Genomic DNA, 18,162 nt, shown 5'->3' with positions numbered 1-18,162 from the left:
GGATGAACAGACTGTCGAATGCATGGAGCTATATCATCCTTACGCTGCTGAGCCTGCTGTTTCTCACACCGTTTCTGTTTATGATCGGAACGTCCTTCAAGAAATACGAGGATATTGTCGGGGATCCCTTAAACCCGCTGCCGCTGCGTCCGACCTTCGATAACTTCGTCCATCTGTTCGAGAAGCTGCCGTTTTTTACACAGCTGGGGAACAGTCTGATTATCGCGGTATCGCTAACTGTGCTCGCCATTTTGTTTAACGCATTGGTAGCCTTCGGTTTTGCGCGGTATGATTTTAAATACAAGAACGGTTTGTTTGTCGCAATGCTGGCAACTATGATGATACCGGGCCAAATGACCCTTGTTCCATCCTTTATCATGTTCCGTTCTTTTGGCTGGCTTGATTCGTTCTGGCCGCTTATTTTGCCGGGAATAGTTGGCGCTTTCGGCGTTTTTCTTATCCGACAGGTGATGATCGATATTCCCAAAGAGATTTATGAAAGCGCCAAAATCGACGGCTGTACCGAGCTCGGCACCTTCTTCCGCATGGCTTTTCCGCTGAGCGCAAGCGCAATCGGCATCGTGGCGCTGCTCACCTTCATGAATGCCTGGAACGATTATATCGGACCGCTAATCTATTTGACCTCCGGATCGAAAATGACACTTGCCGTGGGACTGACGACCATGAACAACCCGTATCAGATCGACTACGCGTCTCCGGTGACGGGAGCTTTTCTGATGTCATTGCCCGTGCTCGTGCTGCTGAGCATTGTCGGGCACAAGTATTTTGTCGACGGATTAACGGCAGGTTCCATTAAAGGTTGAGAGAACTTCAATCTGCAGAATGCCGAGGATATCAATACCAGATATATATTTAATAATTGGAGCCATTGTTGGGAGTGAAGCTGCGAGGTACGATACAGGTAGAAGATGCGGCGTAAGCAGAGGAGATATTGTACAGAAGGAGAGTGGATTGTTATGATCTCGGAACGAAAAGAACGTTTGGCGCCTTTATCGCCCGAGCAGCTTGAGCAGTATAAGAGGGATGGATATATTTTGATCAAAAAGGGCTGCAGCGATGATCTGATTGATTCGTTTAACAGACATATTTACGAGCTCCGCTCGGCCCCGCTGGAAGAAACGCCGGAGTGGGCGCGGACCTCGGAGAAAGCGCGTTATTCGACGCGGCTGTTTAATCCGCATCAGCATGACAGCTTCTCCCGCCAGGTGATGAAGCTGCCGGTTGTACGCGGGGCGCTCGCCCAGATGATGGAGAAGGAAGCGGTCTGCGTGCAGAGCATGTTTTTCTACAAAGAGCCGGGCTCACCCGGTCAAGCGGCGCATCAGGACTTTTATTATATCAAAAACGACCCCATGACGATGATTGCAGCCTGGATTGCCATGGAAGAGAAGATCGACACGGAGAACGGCTGTCTCTGGGTCATTCCGGGAACGCATAAGCTGGGTCTCCTGCCGCACGGCAAAGTGAAAAATCTCGAGGAGCATGAGGAGTGGACCGACGAAACGGAAGGCATCGATTTAAATCAGCAAATTCCGGTCATTATGGAAAAAGGGGATATTCTGTTCTTCCATGAGCTTTTGATTCATTCCTCGAACCGCAACCGCAGCAAGGACCGCTGGCGCCGGTCGTATGTCTGTCATTATATCCGCGAGGATTCAGCCGTAACGCTGCGCGAGGATCTGCGTGAGAAATATGCGTTAGTTTAACTGCTCAGCCCGGACCTCTTGATGTCCGGGCTTTTGTTTATCTATAAGAGTAGCCCCGACAGGTCACACCCGATCGGGGGTTATCGGACGCCACGGCCCCTATTTCGACGCCATCAGGGGAGCTGTGTGGTGTCCGTCAGGAATGGAAACCCGAACAGAGGGATTAACGGTACTGCGAATTCATGGCTTCCAGCTTTTGTTTCAAGCATGCAACAGCCTCAGGCGGGTTCACAATCCTGGCTTCAGCCCCCAGCCTCCACACCCAGTCCACATAAAATGTCAGGTTTGCAGCCGGAATCCGGATCGTTGCCGCCGCGCTCCCGTCTGCACGGCGTTCTATGAACGGTCCGAACCAGGTATCGCCTTCGAGCAGCCAGGTTCCTTGTGCAGTGAGCTCGATGGATAAAGAAATCTGCTCCGAATGGTTCATTTCAGGAATGTTCATCAGGTCGGACTTCTCCAGCTCTTCCGACCAGGGTATACACTCGCTTAGGACCGCGGAGTGTATCCGGTCCGAGCGGAATAGCCGATGTTCTTGCCGCAGATGACAGTAGGCGGGACAATACCAATAGCCGTCGCTGGAATAGAGGCCGATAGGCTGAATATCCCGTTTGATGAGGCCCTGAGGCGAACGGTATGAAATCGTCACTGCTTTGTGAATCATAATGGCCTGCATGAGGGTCTTGAGAAATTCCGGCGACATAATGCGGCGTGGGCTCCAGATGGCTACTTTATTGCGCAAACGGTCAATATGCTGCCTCACATCAGCGGGCAGATAATGATAAAACTTGTGCAGCGCAGAAGCTGCCCCATCGTCAAAAGGCAATGAGCCGAAATACTGCAAGGACTGACAGGCGAAGAACAAAGCGACGGCTTCACTTTCCGAGAATGCAATCGGAGGAAGGATGCGCTCCCGTAGCAGCTTATAGCCGCCTCCGCGCCCCTGGATGGAATAGATCGGAATACCAAGCTGGCTCAGCTCCTGAAGATCCCGGGTGATCGTCCGGTAGGACAGACCGAATTCATCGGCCAGTTCCTGGACAGTAAATGACTTTTTACTGTTGATGATCATGATAAGCCGGATAAGCCGCTGTGATTTTGCCAAGACGACTTTCGCTCCTTTTTGTCTTTTTTTCATTTTATCATAAAAATAGGACATAAATTGACCGGTTTATATGCTAAATTCCTCTTAACGACTAATTGCTCAGGGGGAATTGAAATGAACACAGAAGCGCAAATCCGGGAAAAGATCGGTTTCGTTTTTATATATGGCGCAGGCTTAAACCGCAGCATTTGGGAGAAGGTTGCGGCTGATTTGGAGCATCCCTGCTTATTGGTGGATTTCCCGCTGCGTGACGGAAGCCGCAAGCCGGAGCAAGGGCTTTCCCTAAATGATTATGTGGCCTATATGAAGAAGCAGGTAGAGGCGTGGCAGGTGCCGAAGTTTATTATTGTGGCGCATTCACTCGGTGGAGTTCCGGCTTTGCAGCTTGCCGAAGAGATGTCGGAGCGTTTAGCCGGGTTTGTCGCGGTTGGGGCGTCTATACCGAGGAAAGGCGGCTCCTTTCTGTCGGCTCTGCCGCTGCCCAAACGGATGCTGATGGCCGTTCTGCTGCGGAGTTTAGGCACACGTCCTCCCGATGCTGCAATCCGTTCCGGCTTATGCCATGATTTGTCGGCCGGGCAGGGGGAGGAGATTGTGCGGAATTTCATACCGGAGTCTGTGCGTGTTTATACGGACAGAGTTGAGGCGGATGTACCGTCGGTGCCGAAACTGTATATCAAGCTGCAGAAGGATAAAGAGTTCAATGAGGCGCACCAGAATAAAATGATTGCCAATTTTGCCCCGCAGCATATTGCAAGCCTGGACACCGGCCACCTGCCGATGCTCAGCGACCCGGATGGTTTGCGTCTTGCGCTTCAGGATTTTGCGGCGAAGCTGTAACGCCGGAAATGCCATGCCTGAATGGGGATAACGATACGTTAAAGAAAGGAGAAGAGTGATGCCGCAACAATCGGAAGAGAGAATCAGGGACATCATCCATAAGCTTAACGGACAGGAGATCATGGAGGATGCCGACCCGGAGATTAAGAGCATGACGGGGACCACCGAGGGTCTTGTTTATATCTTTACGGTGAACAAGGAGCCGAAATACGTTTTGAAGCTGGATCAGTCGCAGGAAATCCTGTTGGCAGAGCAATGGCTTCATACCTACCGCCACTGTGGGCTGCCGCCCAAGCTTGTTTATGCCGATCCTGCTCACGAGTATATCGTGTATACATACACGCCGGGTACAACCTTTCGTAACAGAGGGGTCAAGTCAAGCTGGCTGAGGCTGCTGGCCGAAGGGCTCCTTAATGGGTATGAACCGATGCTGCAGACGGACAAGTGGGGCTACTGGCTTGGAGATTCCTGTCAGACCTGGCGCGAGTTTATAGAACGGGGCGTGGAATATGCCAGGAAGAATGTGGGGGATGTTCTGCCCGCTGCGGATTATGAATACGTGAAATCAATGGCGGGAAATACGGCTATAGGGGGAGAAGACGAGCGGTTTCTGCTCCATGGCGATTGCGGGGTCCATAATTTCGTGTTTCATAATGACACCTTATCCGCTGTTATTGATCCTTGCCCGATTGCAGGACCGGTCCGCTACGATTTTCTTTATGCCTTCTGCTCTTCGCCGGATGATTTGAATCTGGAAACTTTCCTGCAGGCATTCCAATTGCTTGTTCACGAATCGATGGAAACAGCGAAGCTGATTGAAGAAGTCATCATCCAGCTTTATTGCCGCATAGGGATTTGCCGGCAGCATCACCCCGAAGACCTGGAAGAGTATTTAAAGGCATGGGAGTACTGGAAAGATCTTCACAAGGCAGGGTCCCGATGATTATCGGGGATGCACGAAATGACTCCCAGGATTGAGGGGTTTTCCTGCCGGATGCCAGCTGATCATCCGAAAGAAAGGACGATGTCCGGAACGTAAACTTCCGGGGTATCGTCCTTTTTTGGCATAATGTTCAGGAAGAAGATGTTTGGTTTGAGGCGGAGCTGAGCCGTTGAATCTGGTCTTCGAGGACAGAGGAGGCTTTGCCCAAAAACTGCGAAATGAATGCAAGCTCTTCTTCCGTGTAGGAGGAAGCGAGTTCAATCATCGCATCATGAAGAGGGATATACGTATTATAGACCTCTTCTTTATTTTCGTATTCTGGGACAATAATGACTTTGCGGCGGTCGCCCGGATCATTTTGCCTTCGGACATAACCGATTTTTTCAAGCCGGTCAATTAAGGCGGTAACGCTGCCTGTTGCAAGACCGGTCAATTTGGAGAGCTCTCCGGCCGTGATCGGGCCTTTCTCGCGCAGAATATCCACGGATATATAATCGTTATTGTACAACCCCAGAGAAGCCGCGACATTTTGCTGATATTGGACGGTACGGGTTCCGAGTCCGCGCATGAGCAGGGTGAATTTTTCCTGCAGGTCGGCATTATGATTCTGTTGTTGGCTTGACAAGAAGCAAACCTCCTCTTAAGATGATATTATCTTGGTCATCGAGATACTTGATCATCGAGTTGATTTGATTATAACCAAATCATGATTATTTTGCAAAAGGGTTTCCCGATTTTGAGGCAGGATAATGAAGAGCATAGTGAGGAGGATTTGTGTGAAAGATACCATATTGATTAAAGGCGCACGGGAAAACAACCTGAAAAATATTTCGCTTACGATACCCAAGTACAAGCTGGTTGTCCTGACAGGACCGTCAGGCTCGGGCAAATCGACCTTGGCCATGGATACGCTCCAGCGGGAATGCCAGAGACAATATATGGATTCCATGCGGATGTCGGCGGATACGATCGGCAAGCCGAAGGTCGATTCCATTGAAGGCTTGTCCCCGTCGATCAGCGTTGGACAGCATGTCACCAATCGCAACCCGCGTTCGACGGTGGGGACCGTGACGGATCTGTATACCTTTGTCCGTTTTATTTTCTCCAGGCTTGGGGAGCGCAGCTGTCCTTCGTGCAGCGGAATCATCCCGCCTTCCTTTGAACCGGCTGGTAGGCTGGCCGAGGAAGACGAGGAGATGGAGCGTCAGAAGGTGAACTGCCCGCATTGCGGTGCAGAGCTTGAGAAGCTTGGCATGGCGCATTTTTCCTTCAATAAGCCGGAGGGAGCCTGCGAAGCATGCAGCGGACTTGGCCATGTGGCAAGCATCAATGAAGCGGCGGTATTCCATCCGGAGCTGAGCTTGCGCGGCGGCGGCGTAGCTTCCTTAAGCGGCGTCCACCGGGACATTCAGATCCGTATCATGCTGGCGGCCGCCAAGCATTACGGCTTTGACCTGGACCCGGATCAGCCTTTGCGGGAGTTTGGCGAAATCCAGCGAGATTTGCTTTATTACGGAGTTGAGAGCGAAGCGTTCAAGCGTCATTATCCCGATGCGAAGCCGGTTCCAGGAACGAAATTCGAAGGTGTCATCCCAAGTCTGTGGCGGCGTTACAAGGAGAAAGAAGGGGAGTCCGGCGCTCAGGAAAAGGAGGGGGGCTTCTTTCATGAACAGCTTTGTCCCGACTGTCACGGGGCCCGACTGAAGAAAGAGATTCGTCTTGTTCGGGTAGCCGGCTCCTCTATTTCCGACGTATCGGACTGGTCGCTTGGCGAAGTGAAGGAGTGGATGAATGGGCTGACGTCGGAGCTGCAGCCGGAAGGCCTTCAGCTGCTGGAGCCGGTCCTCCACGATATGCCCACGCGGTTGAAACGGATTATGGATGTCGGACTCGGCTATCTGTCCATGAACCGGCAAACGGTGACGCTGTCCGGCGGAGAAGCGCAGCGGCTGCGGCTTGCATCGCTGCTTGGCTCCGGACTGACCGGCGTGCTGTATATTCTGGATGAGCCGACGACAGGGCTTCATCCGCGCGATACGGCCGGTCTCATCCGGGTGCTGCAGCAGCTGCGCGATCTGGGCAATACCGTGCTGGTTATCGAGCATGATGTCGAGATGATGCGTGCTGCCGATCATATTATCGACATCGGTCCGGGCGCCGGAATATACGGCGGAACCGTTGTAGGCGAAGGCAGCCTGGAGGATTTGATGGGAAGCGAGCTGTCTGTGACCGGCGCCTTTTTGCGGGAAGAAAGTCAGCCGGCGCCTGCACGCGTCCGCAGGAGGGGAAATGGACAGCAGATCACGATCAGAGAGGCGAAGGCCCGCAATATCGATATCCCGTCTGTTTCTTTTCCGCTTGGCTGTCTGGTGTCCGTGACGGGAGTTTCGGGTTCAGGCAAATCCACGCTTGTCTTCGATATTCTTGCTCAAGGGAACCAGGAAACGCGCGGGCAGAAGGGATGCAAGGAGATGACGGGCCTTGAGCAGGTCGGCAATATCGTTATTTTCGATCAATCGCCAATGGGCAGAATCCAGCGCTCCAATGTCGCGACCTATACCGATGTGTTCACGCATTTGCGCCAGCTGTTTGCCGGTTTGCCCGAGGCCAAGGCAAGAAAGCTGACCTCGAAGCATTTTTCCTTTAATACGCCCGGCGGGCGCTGCGAGACCTGTCAGGGGCTTGGCGTGCTGTCTGTAGATATGAATTTCCTGCCCGATCTGGAAGTGAAATGTCCTGACTGCAAAGGGAGAAGGTTTACCGATGAAGTGCTCCAGGTAAAGGTTGAAGGCTGCTCCATCTCGGATCTGCTGAATTTGTCCATACAGGAAAGCCTGCCGATCCTCAGGAAGGAAACCAAGATCGCCGGCCTGATCGAGATGCTGTGCGAGGTTGGGCTCGGATATCTGAAGTGGGGGCAATCGGTCAAAACCCTTTCCGGCGGCGAAGGTCAGCGGATCAGGCTGGCGAAAGAGTTAAGCAAGCCATCCAAAAACCATACGCTTTATCTGTTGGACGAGCCGACAACCGGCCTTCATCCGTCGGATATCAAGCGGCTTCATGTTTTACTGAATAAGCTGGTCGATTCGGGAAACACCGTTGTGGTGGTCGAGCACAGCCTGGAGCTGATTCGGGAATCCGATTGGGTTGTTGATATTGGCCCTGAAGGAGGCGCAGCCGGGGGCAAGCTGGTAGCCGAAGGCACGCCGGAGCAGGTGGCGAAAGTGCCGGCTTCATACACGGGCATGTTTCTCAGACGGATTCTGGCGGAGGGAACGATAGAAGATGGCAAAAGGTAATAAAATGGGGGTTATCCTGGGTGGTTTGCTGCTGGCTATTCTAATGGCATCAATGGACAACACCATTGTAGCAACAGCGATCGGTACGATCGTCGGAGACCTGGGCGGCTTCGACAAATTAATGTGGGTGACCTCCGCTTATTTGGTGGCAGAGATGGCTGGTATGCCGATTTTCGGTAAATTATCGGATATGTATGGGCGCAAGCGGTTTTTTGTTTTCGGTCTTATTGTATTTATGATCGGCTCCGCCTTATGCGGTACGGCAGACACCATAATTCAACTGAGTATTTACCGTGCCATTCAAGGGATTGGCGGCGGCGCACTTATGCCAATCGCATTCACGATCATGTTCGATGTGGTCCCTGCCGACAAACGCGGCAAGATGGGCGGCTTGTTCGGCGCCGTATTTGGCCTCTCCAGTATATTTGGTCCGCTTCTTGGAGCCTACCTGACGGATTATATCAATTGGCACTGGATTTTCTACATTAATTTGCCGTTGGGCCTTATTGCCTTCGTAATGATTGCCTTCTTCTACAAGGAATCCGTGGAGCATTCCAGGCAGAAAATCGACTATCTTGGGGCATTTACGCTTGTTGCTTCGATTGTATGCCTGATGTTTGCGCTAGAGCTTGGCGGCAAGCAGTATGCCTGGAATTCGGGTGTAATTATCGGATTGTTCGCCGCTTTTGCGGTCCTTATCATGGGTTTTGTTTTTATTGAACGCCGTGCCGAGGAACCAATCATCACCTTCGGCATGTTCAAGAACCGGCTTTATACCACAAGCAATATTATGGGGATGTTTGCCGGGGCATCCTTTATCACGGCCTCGATTTATATTCCGATCTTTATTCAGGGTGTTCTTGGCGGGTCGGCGACTAATTCGGGTCTTGTTCTGCTGCCGATGATGCTTGGATCCGTCGTTACTGCCGCCGGCGGGGGTTTCTTGATAACCAAGTTCAAGTACCGCTCCATTATGATTCCGACGCTAGCGCTGCTTGTGATTGGCATTGCGCTGCTTACGACGCTGACGACCGGATCTTCGCGCTTCATGGTCACTCTCTTTATGATCCTGGTCGGTCTGGGCATCGGCGCTTCATTCTCTGTACTGAGCAATGCGGCGATTCACGGCTTCTCGGCCAGGCAGCGGGGCTCTGCAAGCTCGACGCTTAACTTCATGCGGTCGCTGGGCATGACGCTCGGTATAACGGTATTCGGCATTATTCAAAGTCATGTGTTTGCGAATAAATTAGCTTCCATGTTCGGAGGAGGCGGCGGTCAAATGCCGGAAGGGGTCGATCTCAGCGATCCGCGTAAAATCCTGACTCCGGAAACCCGTGGACAAATTCCGGCCCAGATTCTGGATACGATCACAGAGGCACTTTCCTCGTCCATCGTTCAAACCTTCGCTTGGGCCATTATCCCGTCCGTCATCGCGCTTATTGCCGCATTCGCCATGAGCAAAGAGAAATTCGATCCGGCTGCCGAAATGGCAGAATATTCGGCCTCCCATTAAATGACCTTATCAGCTAGGGAAATGGCATGTCCCACTGTCACCTGGCCCACGGATAACGTTTAGTACGGTCCCTCATGAAAGTGAGGAGACCGTATCTTTTTTTGCTTAACATTCCTTGACAGGAATATTCCTAATGAGGTATATTCAATGTATGAATTCAACCTTAAGTGCGCTAGCCGAGCCAAACCGGCTCCATATTGTCGAACTTTTGCGCAATGGTTCTTTAACCGTGGGGGAAATCGCCGATCGGCTTGAACTTGGCCAGCCGCAAGCTTCCAAGCATCTGCGCGTACTTAGTGAAGCAGGACTAGTCGAGGTGCAGCCGGTCGCCAACCGGCGGATCTACAAGCTCAGGACCCAACCGCTTATTGAATTGGACGATTGGCTTGCATCCTTTCGCCGCCTCTGGGAAGAGAGATTCGATCAGTTGGATGATTATTTGCTTGAGCTGCAGGAAAAGGGAAAAAGCGAAGATCAAACTGAAGGAGGAAATTAATTTGTCTAACCAGAATGCAGCAAACCAAACGACGAAAGTCGAAGGCCGGGATTTTGTATTGGAGCGCATCTTCGCCGCGCCGCGGGCGCTTGTGTTCCAGGCATTTACACAGGCAGAACATTTAAAGCACTGGTGGGGACCCAAGGGCTGGTCGCTTCCGGTATGCAACCTTGACCTTCGGCCGGGAGGCGTTTGGCACTACTGCATGAAATGCACAGACGAGAGCAAGGACTATTATGGTCAGGAATCCTGGGGCAAAGCTGTCTACAAAGAAATCGTCGAACCGGAGCGGATCGTCTACATCGATACCTTCTCCGATGCCGAAGGCAACACGATTGAAGATATGCCGCAGACGCTGATCACCATGACCTTTATCGAGCAGGAAGGCAAGACGAAACTCATCAGCCGCGCTGAATACGCATCGGCCGAAGATGTACAAAGCGTCCTCGATATGGGTATGCTGGAGGGAATAACGGAAACGTTCGATAATCTTGATCGCCATCTGAGCGAGATCCAGAACTCATAGCCAAAGGAAAGGCATGGCATAGTAGCATGCCAGCCTGTTGAAAATCGGTTGGATGCAATAAGGTACAGTCACTCCTGTGAAAATGAGGAGACTGTGCCTTTTTTTTAGGCCAAAATCATTGCGAAACTGGAATATTTTAATCCCGCGGGCAGTGTTAAAGACCGAATTGGTTATGCCATGATTAAAGATGCTAAAAGCACGTGGACTTATCGGCACAGATTCCGTCATTATCGAACCTACAAGCGGAAATACAGGCGTGGGGCTGGTTTTGTCCCGGCTAACTTCAACCGATCCGTCGTCGATGAGATCGTCCAGGTGAAAAATGAAGATGCCATTCATACGGCTCGGAGATTAGCTCGTCTCGAAGGTTTGCTTGTCGGTATTTCATCCGGCGCAGCTGTGTCGGCTGCTCTCCAAGTCGCCACAAGGACAGAAAATAACGGCAAAATCATTGTTCTACTACTGCCTGATTAAGGAGAGCGGTACTTGTCTACCGATCTATATCCGGAATCGTAATGCCGTCGACGCGGACGAACCGTGGATGGTTAGATACACAATCAAGAGAGAATGAATTACCCCTGCCTCACGTTAACGGCGAAGCGGGGATTTTTGCGTGCAAACATGATTATTTGAAGAAAATAGAAATGTTTACCTGTACCTGTCACCAAGGCAGAAGGAAAGCCGCTTGGGAAAGCGAATCTTAAGTTGTTACAGGATGGAGATCAATACTTGTTCTCGCGGAATCAAAAGAAAGAAGAGGGGAATGGCGATGGAGAACTTTTTAACGCAATCTGATTTTGAAATCAGACTCTCGGACGGGAACGCTGCTGACGGGCTGCTTAATCTGATCCGGGATTGGCAAGAAAATGTATGCGCTGCCAAATTGGTGAGTACAGCTGATGAAGCCATGTCTGTCAAAGAAATTGTGTTGTTCCAGGGAAAGATGCCGTTCGAGCCCTCAGCCCGTATCTATGGGGAAGGGTACAACATGCTGTCTCAATATGGAGGAACGGTCGCAGTTCCCGTGGACATCGGCGGTTATAGCGACCGCAATCATTACAAGCTCCCTGTGACGGATGATTTATTTACCGTATATAATCTGGCATTGTTCAATGCGAAGCAGGGAAAGGGGCTGCTCGCTTTCTCGTCCTGCCGCCGTTTCAGCGGAGAAATCCGTTTTAATGAACACCGTTATGAAATCGTCCTCGATTATGAGAATTTGTTGGTAGAGCCGGGGGAAACGGTGGAGTTGGAGGAATTTTTCTTCCAAATCGGAGAGCAGGCGGATGACTTGTTGCGGGAACTGGCCGCAGCCATTGAACGGAATCATCCGGCTTTGCTTGTCCCTGAAGTGCCGACAGGATGGTGCTCCTGGTATTGCTACGGGGCAGAGGTGACAGAAGATGATATCCGCCGCAATCTGGCAGCGATTAAGGAAAGGATCCCTGAACTGAAATATATTCTGATTGACGGCGGTTATGCGGCTTACGAAGGCGATTGGCTGGAGCCGGGTAAAGCGTTTCCGGGCGGAATCCGGACATTGTGCCTGACCATTCGTGAGATGGGCTTCGAGCCTGCGATGTGGGTAGGACCATTTCTTGCAGAGAGAGTGTCGCGAGTCGCGAAAGAACATCCAGAGTGGTTCAAGCAGGATGAGAACGGCGAGCCTCTTTCTTCCGACCGGGATTCGTTCGGGGGCTGGTATCATGCTCCCTGGTATATGCTCGACGGGAGCCATCCGGGCGCGCAGGACCATCTGCGCCAATTGTTCCGAACGATGCGGGAAGAATGGGGCGTCCGCTACTTTAAGCTGGATGGCACGATGTGGGGGGCGCTTCCCTTCGGAAACCATCACGATCCGAAAGCCACCCGGGTCGATGCATTCCGCGCAGGGATGAATGCGGTCACTCAGGGAGCGGGAGAAGGCAGCTTCCTGCTCGGATGCAATGCGCCGATGTGGCCATCGCTCGGGACGGTACACGGTATGCGGACTTCTAACGACGTTATCCGCACCTGGGGCCAGATCCGCAGCGTTGCGGCGGAGATACTCCACCGGAATTGGCAGCATGGCCGGCTGTGGATCAATGATCCCGATGTCATTGTGACGGCTAATCTGGCGAAAGATCAGATTGGTCCGGATGGCGTGACCATGCAGGTACTGAGCCAAATAACCGCGGATGAGTTCCGCTTTCACGCCACGGTGGTCTATGCATCCGGCGGCATGGTGTTTGCCGGGGATGCTATAACAGATCTTCTGCCGGAGCATCTGGATACGATCCGCAAGCTGCTGCCCCCGGCCAACGCGGCTGCTTTATTTGAGGACGACTCCTTCCGGATCGGCAGGATCCAAACAAGTGGGAAGCTAATGATCAGCCTGTTGAACTGGACGGATGATACGCTGGATGCGCGGATTGCTCTGGATGGCCGGTATCGTATTCGGGAAGTCTGGACAGATCAGGAGCTGGGCCAACACCAGGAGGAACTCCATGTGATGAATCTGGCCCCGCATTCCGGACAACTGCTGGAGTGTATTCCGATTTCCCTCCCTCCGCGTTAAGCGAATTCACTCCTGACAGAAATCCCGGATGATTTGCGCTTTCATTTCCTCCACCGGATAGCTGGGATAGACCGACTTTAGCAGCATGATGCCATGAAGCGTGGAGGAAAAATATAAGGAGCGAAGTTCGGGATTATCGACTCCCATTCGTTGGAAAATTTCGCACTGCACCTCGAATTGTTTAGACATTTCCCGGTTCAGCATTTCACTATACTTGGATAAAACAATATCCTCTTCCGGCTGCGTCTGCAGATGAAGAATAAAGCGGTACGCCTTTGGATTTCGTTCGACGTGGCCCAGCGCTCCTTCGACAATCCGCCTAATTTGATCACCTGCTGACGGGAGTAAGGATGCGTCCTTGATGACTTCAGCGATTTCGATCATTCGGCTGTGAACGATTTCTGCCAACAGCCCCTCCTTCCCTTGATAATAATTATAGATCAGCCCTTTGGCCACGTCGGCCCGTTTGGCAATGTCGCCGATTGAAGAGGCGTGATAACCGCGTTCCAGAAATATTTCCATGGCTGCTGCACCTATATTGGTCATCGTCAATTGACGGATTCGAGCATTCTCTTCCCTGCTGCGCGGCATGTATCGTTCACTCCTGTTTATGGATTGTCATTTAGAAAAGAATGAATATGCGATGCAAGCTCCCCGGCATGTGTCAATGGAAACATGTGATCCGCGCCTTCCAGCTTGGCAAATGCGATCGACGGCAACCTCTTGAATTCCGCCGCTAGATCATTCATATCGCTCCAATCAAGGTCTCCGTACACGAACAATGCAGGCACTGCGATATCCTCCAGACGTTCGATCGCCGGCGGATGCGGCCAGATCAGATCGAAGCTGCGCCATTCCGTAAAGACGCGCGTAAAGTATTGAGTGTGCATTTCAATAAAGAAATCGCGATAGTTGCTTGCCATCACTGTTCGGTAAATGGGTCCGTCCAATGAAAACTGTGTCATCTTGCCGATATCCGGGGCAAGTGAATTCACCTCCCCCATCCAATTCATATAAGTGTCCGAAAAGGCGAATCCCGTCAAGGACGGTGCGATAAGAATCAGACGATCGACCCTTCCTGGATAGGACAACGTAAAATTCGTTGCCAGCTCCCCGCCTATGGAATGGCCGACAAGGGTAACCCGATTCAGCTTAAGAAGGTCCAGCAGCCCGAGTAAATCATCTACAGGGTTCAACGGTTCTTGTGGGGCGGGAGATTGGCCGAGGCCGCGGGCGTCAAAGGTTACGACCCGGTGGGTCCTGGCGAGCAGGGGCACGAGCTCCAGCCATACCCTTGAATCCACACCTCCACTGTGAATGAATACAATTGCAGGGCCGCTTCCATACGTCGAATAGTTTAAATCCATAGTCATAAGAGCTCCTTTCCATTGCTTAATATTGGATGTTTCTGCATCTATATTAAATTATGACTGAACGTACAGTCAACAAAAAAATATAAATAATTTATTGTTGCGTAATCATCGGTCTAGGTAGACATCCACAGCCGGTTTGCTTTGCGGGCATCGGTCGGAGTCATCTGAAACTTGGCTTTGAACTCGCGGCTAAAGTGGAAGGAATTGGCGAACCCGCTTGCAAGAGCGACTTCGGCGACAGATGTATCGGAGGTGCATAGCTGTCTGTAGGCTTCATTAAGACGAGTGGATTTCACATAGTCCATTGGCGTCTGCTGAAATTGGTTGCGGAACAGCTGAAATAATAGGGACCGCGACCCCGCAAATCTGTCCAATAGCGCCTCGATATCGATGGCTTCCGACCAATGATCGCGTATATAAGCCAGCACAGGCTGAAGCTGCTGGGCGATACTGAGTAAGGATGCGCTGGATGCGGAAGGAGCTGCCAGCTCAATCAGCATGGACAAAAAACGATAGGCCAGTTCATTTTTTTTGATTGCAGTAAGGATAGAAGATAAAGGGCTCTGCTCTGTATCTCTCAAAGCAAGCAGCTGCTCGATCAATTCGCCGAATTGCTGTCCCGTCTTTGCATCGCATTTGCGGGGCAGTTCATAAAGCTGGAACAGCTCCAAGCTGTCCAGCAAATAAAATTGAAAATGTATATATCGCGCAGACATGATGCCGGTTGCAGGATCAGCGATATGCTTGATTCGCAAGGGGAGATGGGCAGGAGTCAGGAAAGCTTCCGAGCCTGTCACGACATAGGTCCCGGACTCCGTTTGCAATTCATACGTTCCGCAAGTGGCCTGCGCAATAATCCCGAACGGTACCGTTTTCTCATGCACCCATCCGGGGGGAAAGCTCCCGCTGCCAGCCTCCAGATGATGGATCCGGATATCGATCAAATCTACTCCCCACATCCTCTGAACCCCTTTCTGAATATACGGTGAGATATTTTGGATGGCTGCTGTTTAATGTGAAATAACTCGCATTTATCCAGAATCGAACCTGATTATATTATAAAGGATGAATTGACGTGAGTGTGACCTATATTTACAGATAGATCTTTTGTATTTCTGGCTATTCCGAATTATGGACCGAAAACGTATATTGAAGAAGTCAGATAGGCATGAGAGGAGTGAATCATTATCATGATTAAGGCTTCCACGAAAAAAATAGTACTCATTGCCGGTGAACTGAGCCATGGACCCGGCGCACATGAGTATATCAAAACAGTACGACTGCTTAAAGTGATGCTCGAGCAGTCCACGGCAGGCGGACAACTGCAGGTAGAATATCATTTAGGCGGCTGGCCGGAAGATCCGCAAACGCTGGAGGACGCTGATCTGGTGCTGTTCGCGACAGATGGCCGGGACGGCCATTTGTACCAGGACGTGCCTTTCGTGGCGACGCCGGAGCGGCTCTTGCTGATGGAGCGTTTGATGGAGCGGGGCTGCGGGCTTGTGCTGCTGCACTTCTCCACCTTCTTCACGCGTGAGGAAGGAAAGAAGGTGCTTCAGTGGGGCGGCGGTTATTATGAATGGGAAGATGAAAGGGGCGAGCGCAACTGGTATTCCCGAATTTCTGATGGAGACCGACTTGAACTCGCGACAGCTGTTCATCCGATCGCAAGCGGCGTGGGCTCAACCATTGAATTAAAGGATGAAATATATTGGAAGCTCCGCTTCCTGCCGGATGATCCGCGGCGTACGCCGATCTGGCAGGTGCCGGGCCTGGCTGAGGAAGGCGATCCGCTGGCGAACCAGGTCGGCTGGGCGCTGCAGCGCGATGATGGCGGGCGGGCTTTTGTCACTACCGCCGGACATTTGTATTCGTTATGGGAAAATGATGATTTCCGCAAGGTTCATCTCAATGCGATTGTTTGGGCGGCCGGACTTCCGGTTGCGACTGGAGGCGTACAATCGCGTTTTTATACCGATGACATGGTCGATCATGCTTTAGAAGGTGTGAAGGGGACTGAACGGAGTTCGATTCCCGACTCTATCCATGTCCTGCTTCTATCGGGGAATGAGCATCACAAATGGCATAACTGGGAACAGACGGCGCCGGCCATCCGCGCTGCAATCCAGCAGGATGAGCGAATCACGGTTACGGAATCAACAGATATCGAAGCGCTCTCCGATTGGGATTTATCGGTCTTCCACGTGATTGCATTGAACTACTGCAACTGGCAGGATCCGAATGGATTGAGCGAGCGGGCCAAAGAGGGTTTACTGTCCTATTTGCGCAAAGGTGGAGGGCTGCTCGTTCTCCATTTTGCCAACGGAGCTTTCCATTTCTCGCTGCCGGAAGCCGGAGCATCAGACTGGCCGGAGTTTCAACGGGTGGTGCCGCGCGCATGGAATCATCATGGAAGCAGCGGACATGATCCATATGGCTCATTCGATGTGCGGATCGTTGATCCGGAGCATGCGACGACACGAGGGATTGCCGGGTTCACGGTTACGGATGAGCTGTATTTCAATCAGGAGGGGACCGCTAATATTCATGTCCTCTATGCGGCACAATCCAAAGTAACAGGCAAAGAAGAACCGCTGGCCTGGACTTCGGAATATGAGGGCGCCCGCGTTTATCAAACGCTGCTGGGTCATGATGGGGAAGCATACAAGGTATCGGAAGTCCAGGAAATGCTGCGGCGCGCTGTCAGATGGTCCTGCGGTAAATAAAGAGCGAAGGGAAATGATGATCATGGAAGCAGCCATACGCATTACAGGTAAACAGCTAGCCGCACTCGCCGAGATTGAGAAACCGCAGAGTCCCGCGCCCGGTCACTTATTGGGGAAGACGCGGTATTCGTTAATCAGTCCAGGCACGGAGCTGCACGCGCTGTTTCTAAACGACCGCACGGAACCGGCAGATACCGGTTATGCTTCAGTATTTGAGGTTGAACAGACCGCTGACGATGTAACGGGGTTCCGACCCGGCGATCTTGTATTCTGTATGCATAACCATCAAAGCTTCCAGCATGTTCCTGCCAGCCAGGCGGTATTGGTTCCGGAAGGGCTCGATCCGGCAGCAGCGCCAATATCACGTTTGATGAATGTGAGCATGACAACGCTGATGACGACGACGGCCAGGCCGGGCGATAAAGTTATCGTTTCGGGAGCGGGACCGGTTGGCTTCCTCGCTGCGCATGTATTTAAGCATAATGGATATGATGTGATGGTCATTGATCCGATGGAGAGCCGGCTGGAAACGGTCAGAGCATCCGGCATCTCGCAGGCCGCGGCATCGCTGCCCCTGGAAGATCCAGCCTGGAAACAAAAGGTGGCTCTGGTCGTCGAATGCTCGGGACATGAATCTGCCGTGCTCGATGCTTGCCGCATCGTCCGTCCGCGGGGTGAAGTCGTAATGATCGGCGTACCCTGGAAAAGGTACACGGACCATTACGCGCATGAGCTGCTGTCGCTTGTGTTTCACCATTACGTCGTCTTGCGGAGCGGATGGGAATGGGAGCTTCCGGTGCAGTCCGGACACTTCCAGCCGCACAGCATAATGGGCAATTTGGGCCTCGGTCTGCGCTGGCTCTCGGAGGGTTTTCTGGATGTCCAGGCCTATTCGCGCCTTATGTCTCCTCATGAGGTGCAGGACACCTATGATGGTTTGGCGAGCCGCCGGTTCGATGAGCTGTTTGTATTATTCGACTGGAGCCGCCTTGGGTAACGAAGCAGGATGAAGGCAGATTCAACTTGCCGTTATTTGTGATACGGGAACCGTACCATA

General features: G+C 52.0%; 16 protein-coding genes and 1 pseudogene. 12 read left to right on the top strand and 5 right to left on the bottom strand.

Annotated features, from left to right (window positions below):
• Positions 1-2 precede the first annotated feature (2 nt).
• The gene (locus IEY46_RS20830) at positions 3-824 is read left to right on the top strand and encodes a carbohydrate ABC transporter permease (RefSeq protein ID WP_188994628.1); all 822 of its coding nucleotides are present in this window, start codon (positions 3-5) and stop codon (positions 822-824) included.
• Positions 825-977: 153 nt separating this feature from the next.
• Positions 978-1,727, top strand: a complete 750-nt coding sequence (locus IEY46_RS20825; RefSeq protein ID WP_188994626.1) for a phytanoyl-CoA dioxygenase family protein — start codon at positions 978-980, stop codon at positions 1,725-1,727.
• A gap of 163 nt (positions 1,728-1,890) precedes the next feature.
• Here IEY46_RS20825 and IEY46_RS20820 read toward each other — a convergent pair whose 3' ends face one another.
• Positions 1,891-2,832 carry a helix-turn-helix transcriptional regulator gene (locus IEY46_RS20820; protein ID WP_188994624.1) on the bottom strand — a complete coding sequence of 314 codons (942 nt, stop codon included), beginning with the start codon at positions 2,830-2,832 and terminating at the stop codon, positions 1,891-1,893.
• A 114-nt stretch (positions 2,833-2,946) separates the two neighbouring features.
• Here IEY46_RS20820 and IEY46_RS20815 point away from each other — a divergent pair, with 114 nt between their 5' ends.
• Entirely contained in the window at positions 2,947-3,672 is a 726-nt protein-coding gene (locus tag IEY46_RS20815) for an alpha/beta fold hydrolase (protein ID WP_188994622.1), read from the top strand.
• Between the two features lie 58 nt (positions 3,673-3,730).
• Positions 3,731-4,615, top strand: a complete 885-nt coding sequence (locus IEY46_RS20810) for a phosphotransferase (protein WP_188994620.1) — start codon at positions 3,731-3,733, stop codon at positions 4,613-4,615.
• Positions 4,616-4,745: 130 nt separating this feature from the next.
• On the opposite strand, the gene IEY46_RS20805 is transcribed toward IEY46_RS20810, so the two are convergent.
• Positions 4,746-5,183 (bottom strand): MarR family winged helix-turn-helix transcriptional regulator, encoded by a 438-nt coding sequence (locus IEY46_RS20805; protein ID WP_188996067.1) that lies wholly within the window; start codon positions 5,181-5,183, stop codon positions 4,746-4,748.
• Between the two features lie 208 nt (positions 5,184-5,391).
• On the opposite strand from IEY46_RS20805, the gene uvrA reads away from it, so the two are divergent.
• The 6 genes and pseudogenes from uvrA to IEY46_RS20775 all read left to right on the top strand — a co-directional run bounded on the left by uvrA (position 5,392) and on the right by IEY46_RS20775 (position 13,006).
• Positions 5,392-7,914, top strand: coding sequence for an excinuclease ABC subunit UvrA (uvrA, locus tag IEY46_RS20800; RefSeq protein WP_188994618.1), 2,523 nt, complete (start codon positions 5,392-5,394; stop codon positions 7,912-7,914).
• Complete coding sequence (locus tag IEY46_RS20795; protein ID WP_188994616.1) at positions 7,901-9,427, top strand: MDR family MFS transporter; 1,527 nt, start codon at positions 7,901-7,903, stop codon at positions 9,425-9,427. Before uvrA ends, IEY46_RS20795 begins: the two co-directional genes overlap by 14 nt.
• Positions 9,428-9,578: 151 nt before the next feature.
• On the top strand, positions 9,579-9,923 hold the full coding sequence (locus tag IEY46_RS20790) for an ArsR/SmtB family transcription factor (protein WP_188994614.1): 345 nt from the start codon (positions 9,579-9,581) through the stop codon (positions 9,921-9,923).
• Position 9,924: 1 nt separating this feature from the next.
• On the top strand, positions 9,925-10,449 hold the full coding sequence (locus IEY46_RS20785) for an SRPBCC family protein (protein WP_229750435.1): 525 nt from the start codon (positions 9,925-9,927) through the stop codon (positions 10,447-10,449).
• A gap of 108 nt (positions 10,450-10,557) precedes the next feature.
• A pseudogene (locus tag IEY46_RS20780) lies at positions 10,558-10,923 on the top strand (pyridoxal-phosphate dependent enzyme); the annotation flags it as partial.
• 295 nt (positions 10,924-11,218) lie between these two features.
• Entirely contained in the window at positions 11,219-13,006 is a 1,788-nt protein-coding gene (locus IEY46_RS20775) for a glycoside hydrolase family 36 protein (protein WP_188994608.1), read from the top strand.
• Between the two features lie 6 nt (positions 13,007-13,012).
• Here the strand turns inward: IEY46_RS20775 and IEY46_RS20770 are convergent, their stop codons facing one another.
• The 3 genes from IEY46_RS20770 to IEY46_RS20760 all read right to left on the bottom strand — a co-directional run bounded on the left by IEY46_RS20770 (position 13,013) and on the right by IEY46_RS20760 (position 15,338).
• On the bottom strand, positions 13,013-13,597 hold the full coding sequence (locus tag IEY46_RS20770; RefSeq protein ID WP_188994606.1) for a TetR/AcrR family transcriptional regulator: 585 nt from the start codon (positions 13,595-13,597) through the stop codon (positions 13,013-13,015).
• A 17-nt stretch (positions 13,598-13,614) separates the two neighbouring features.
• Positions 13,615-14,373, bottom strand: coding sequence for an alpha/beta fold hydrolase (locus IEY46_RS20765; protein ID WP_188994604.1), 759 nt, complete (start codon positions 14,371-14,373; stop codon positions 13,615-13,617).
• Between the two features lie 119 nt (positions 14,374-14,492).
• Positions 14,493-15,338, bottom strand: a complete 846-nt coding sequence (locus IEY46_RS20760; RefSeq protein WP_188994602.1) for an AraC family transcriptional regulator — start codon at positions 15,336-15,338, stop codon at positions 14,493-14,495.
• 231 nt (positions 15,339-15,569) lie between these two features.
• Here IEY46_RS20760 and IEY46_RS20755 point away from each other — a divergent pair, with 231 nt between their 5' ends.
• Positions 15,570-17,105 carry a ThuA domain-containing protein gene (locus IEY46_RS20755; RefSeq protein WP_188994600.1) on the top strand — a complete coding sequence of 512 codons (1,536 nt, stop codon included), beginning with the start codon at positions 15,570-15,572 and terminating at the stop codon, positions 17,103-17,105.
• Between the two features lie 13 nt (positions 17,106-17,118).
• Entirely contained in the window at positions 17,119-18,102 is a 984-nt protein-coding gene (locus tag IEY46_RS20750; RefSeq protein ID WP_188994598.1) for a zinc-dependent alcohol dehydrogenase, read from the top strand.
• Positions 18,103-18,162: the final 60 nt, after the last annotated feature.

Source organism: Paenibacillus nasutitermitis, assembly GCF_014641075.1.
Lineage (GTDB): Bacteria > Bacillota > Bacilli > Paenibacillales > Paenibacillaceae > Paenibacillus_Z > Paenibacillus_Z nasutitermitis.
The sequence above is the reverse complement of the archived record's forward strand: the minus strand, read 5'-3'. Positions and strand labels throughout refer to the sequence as shown.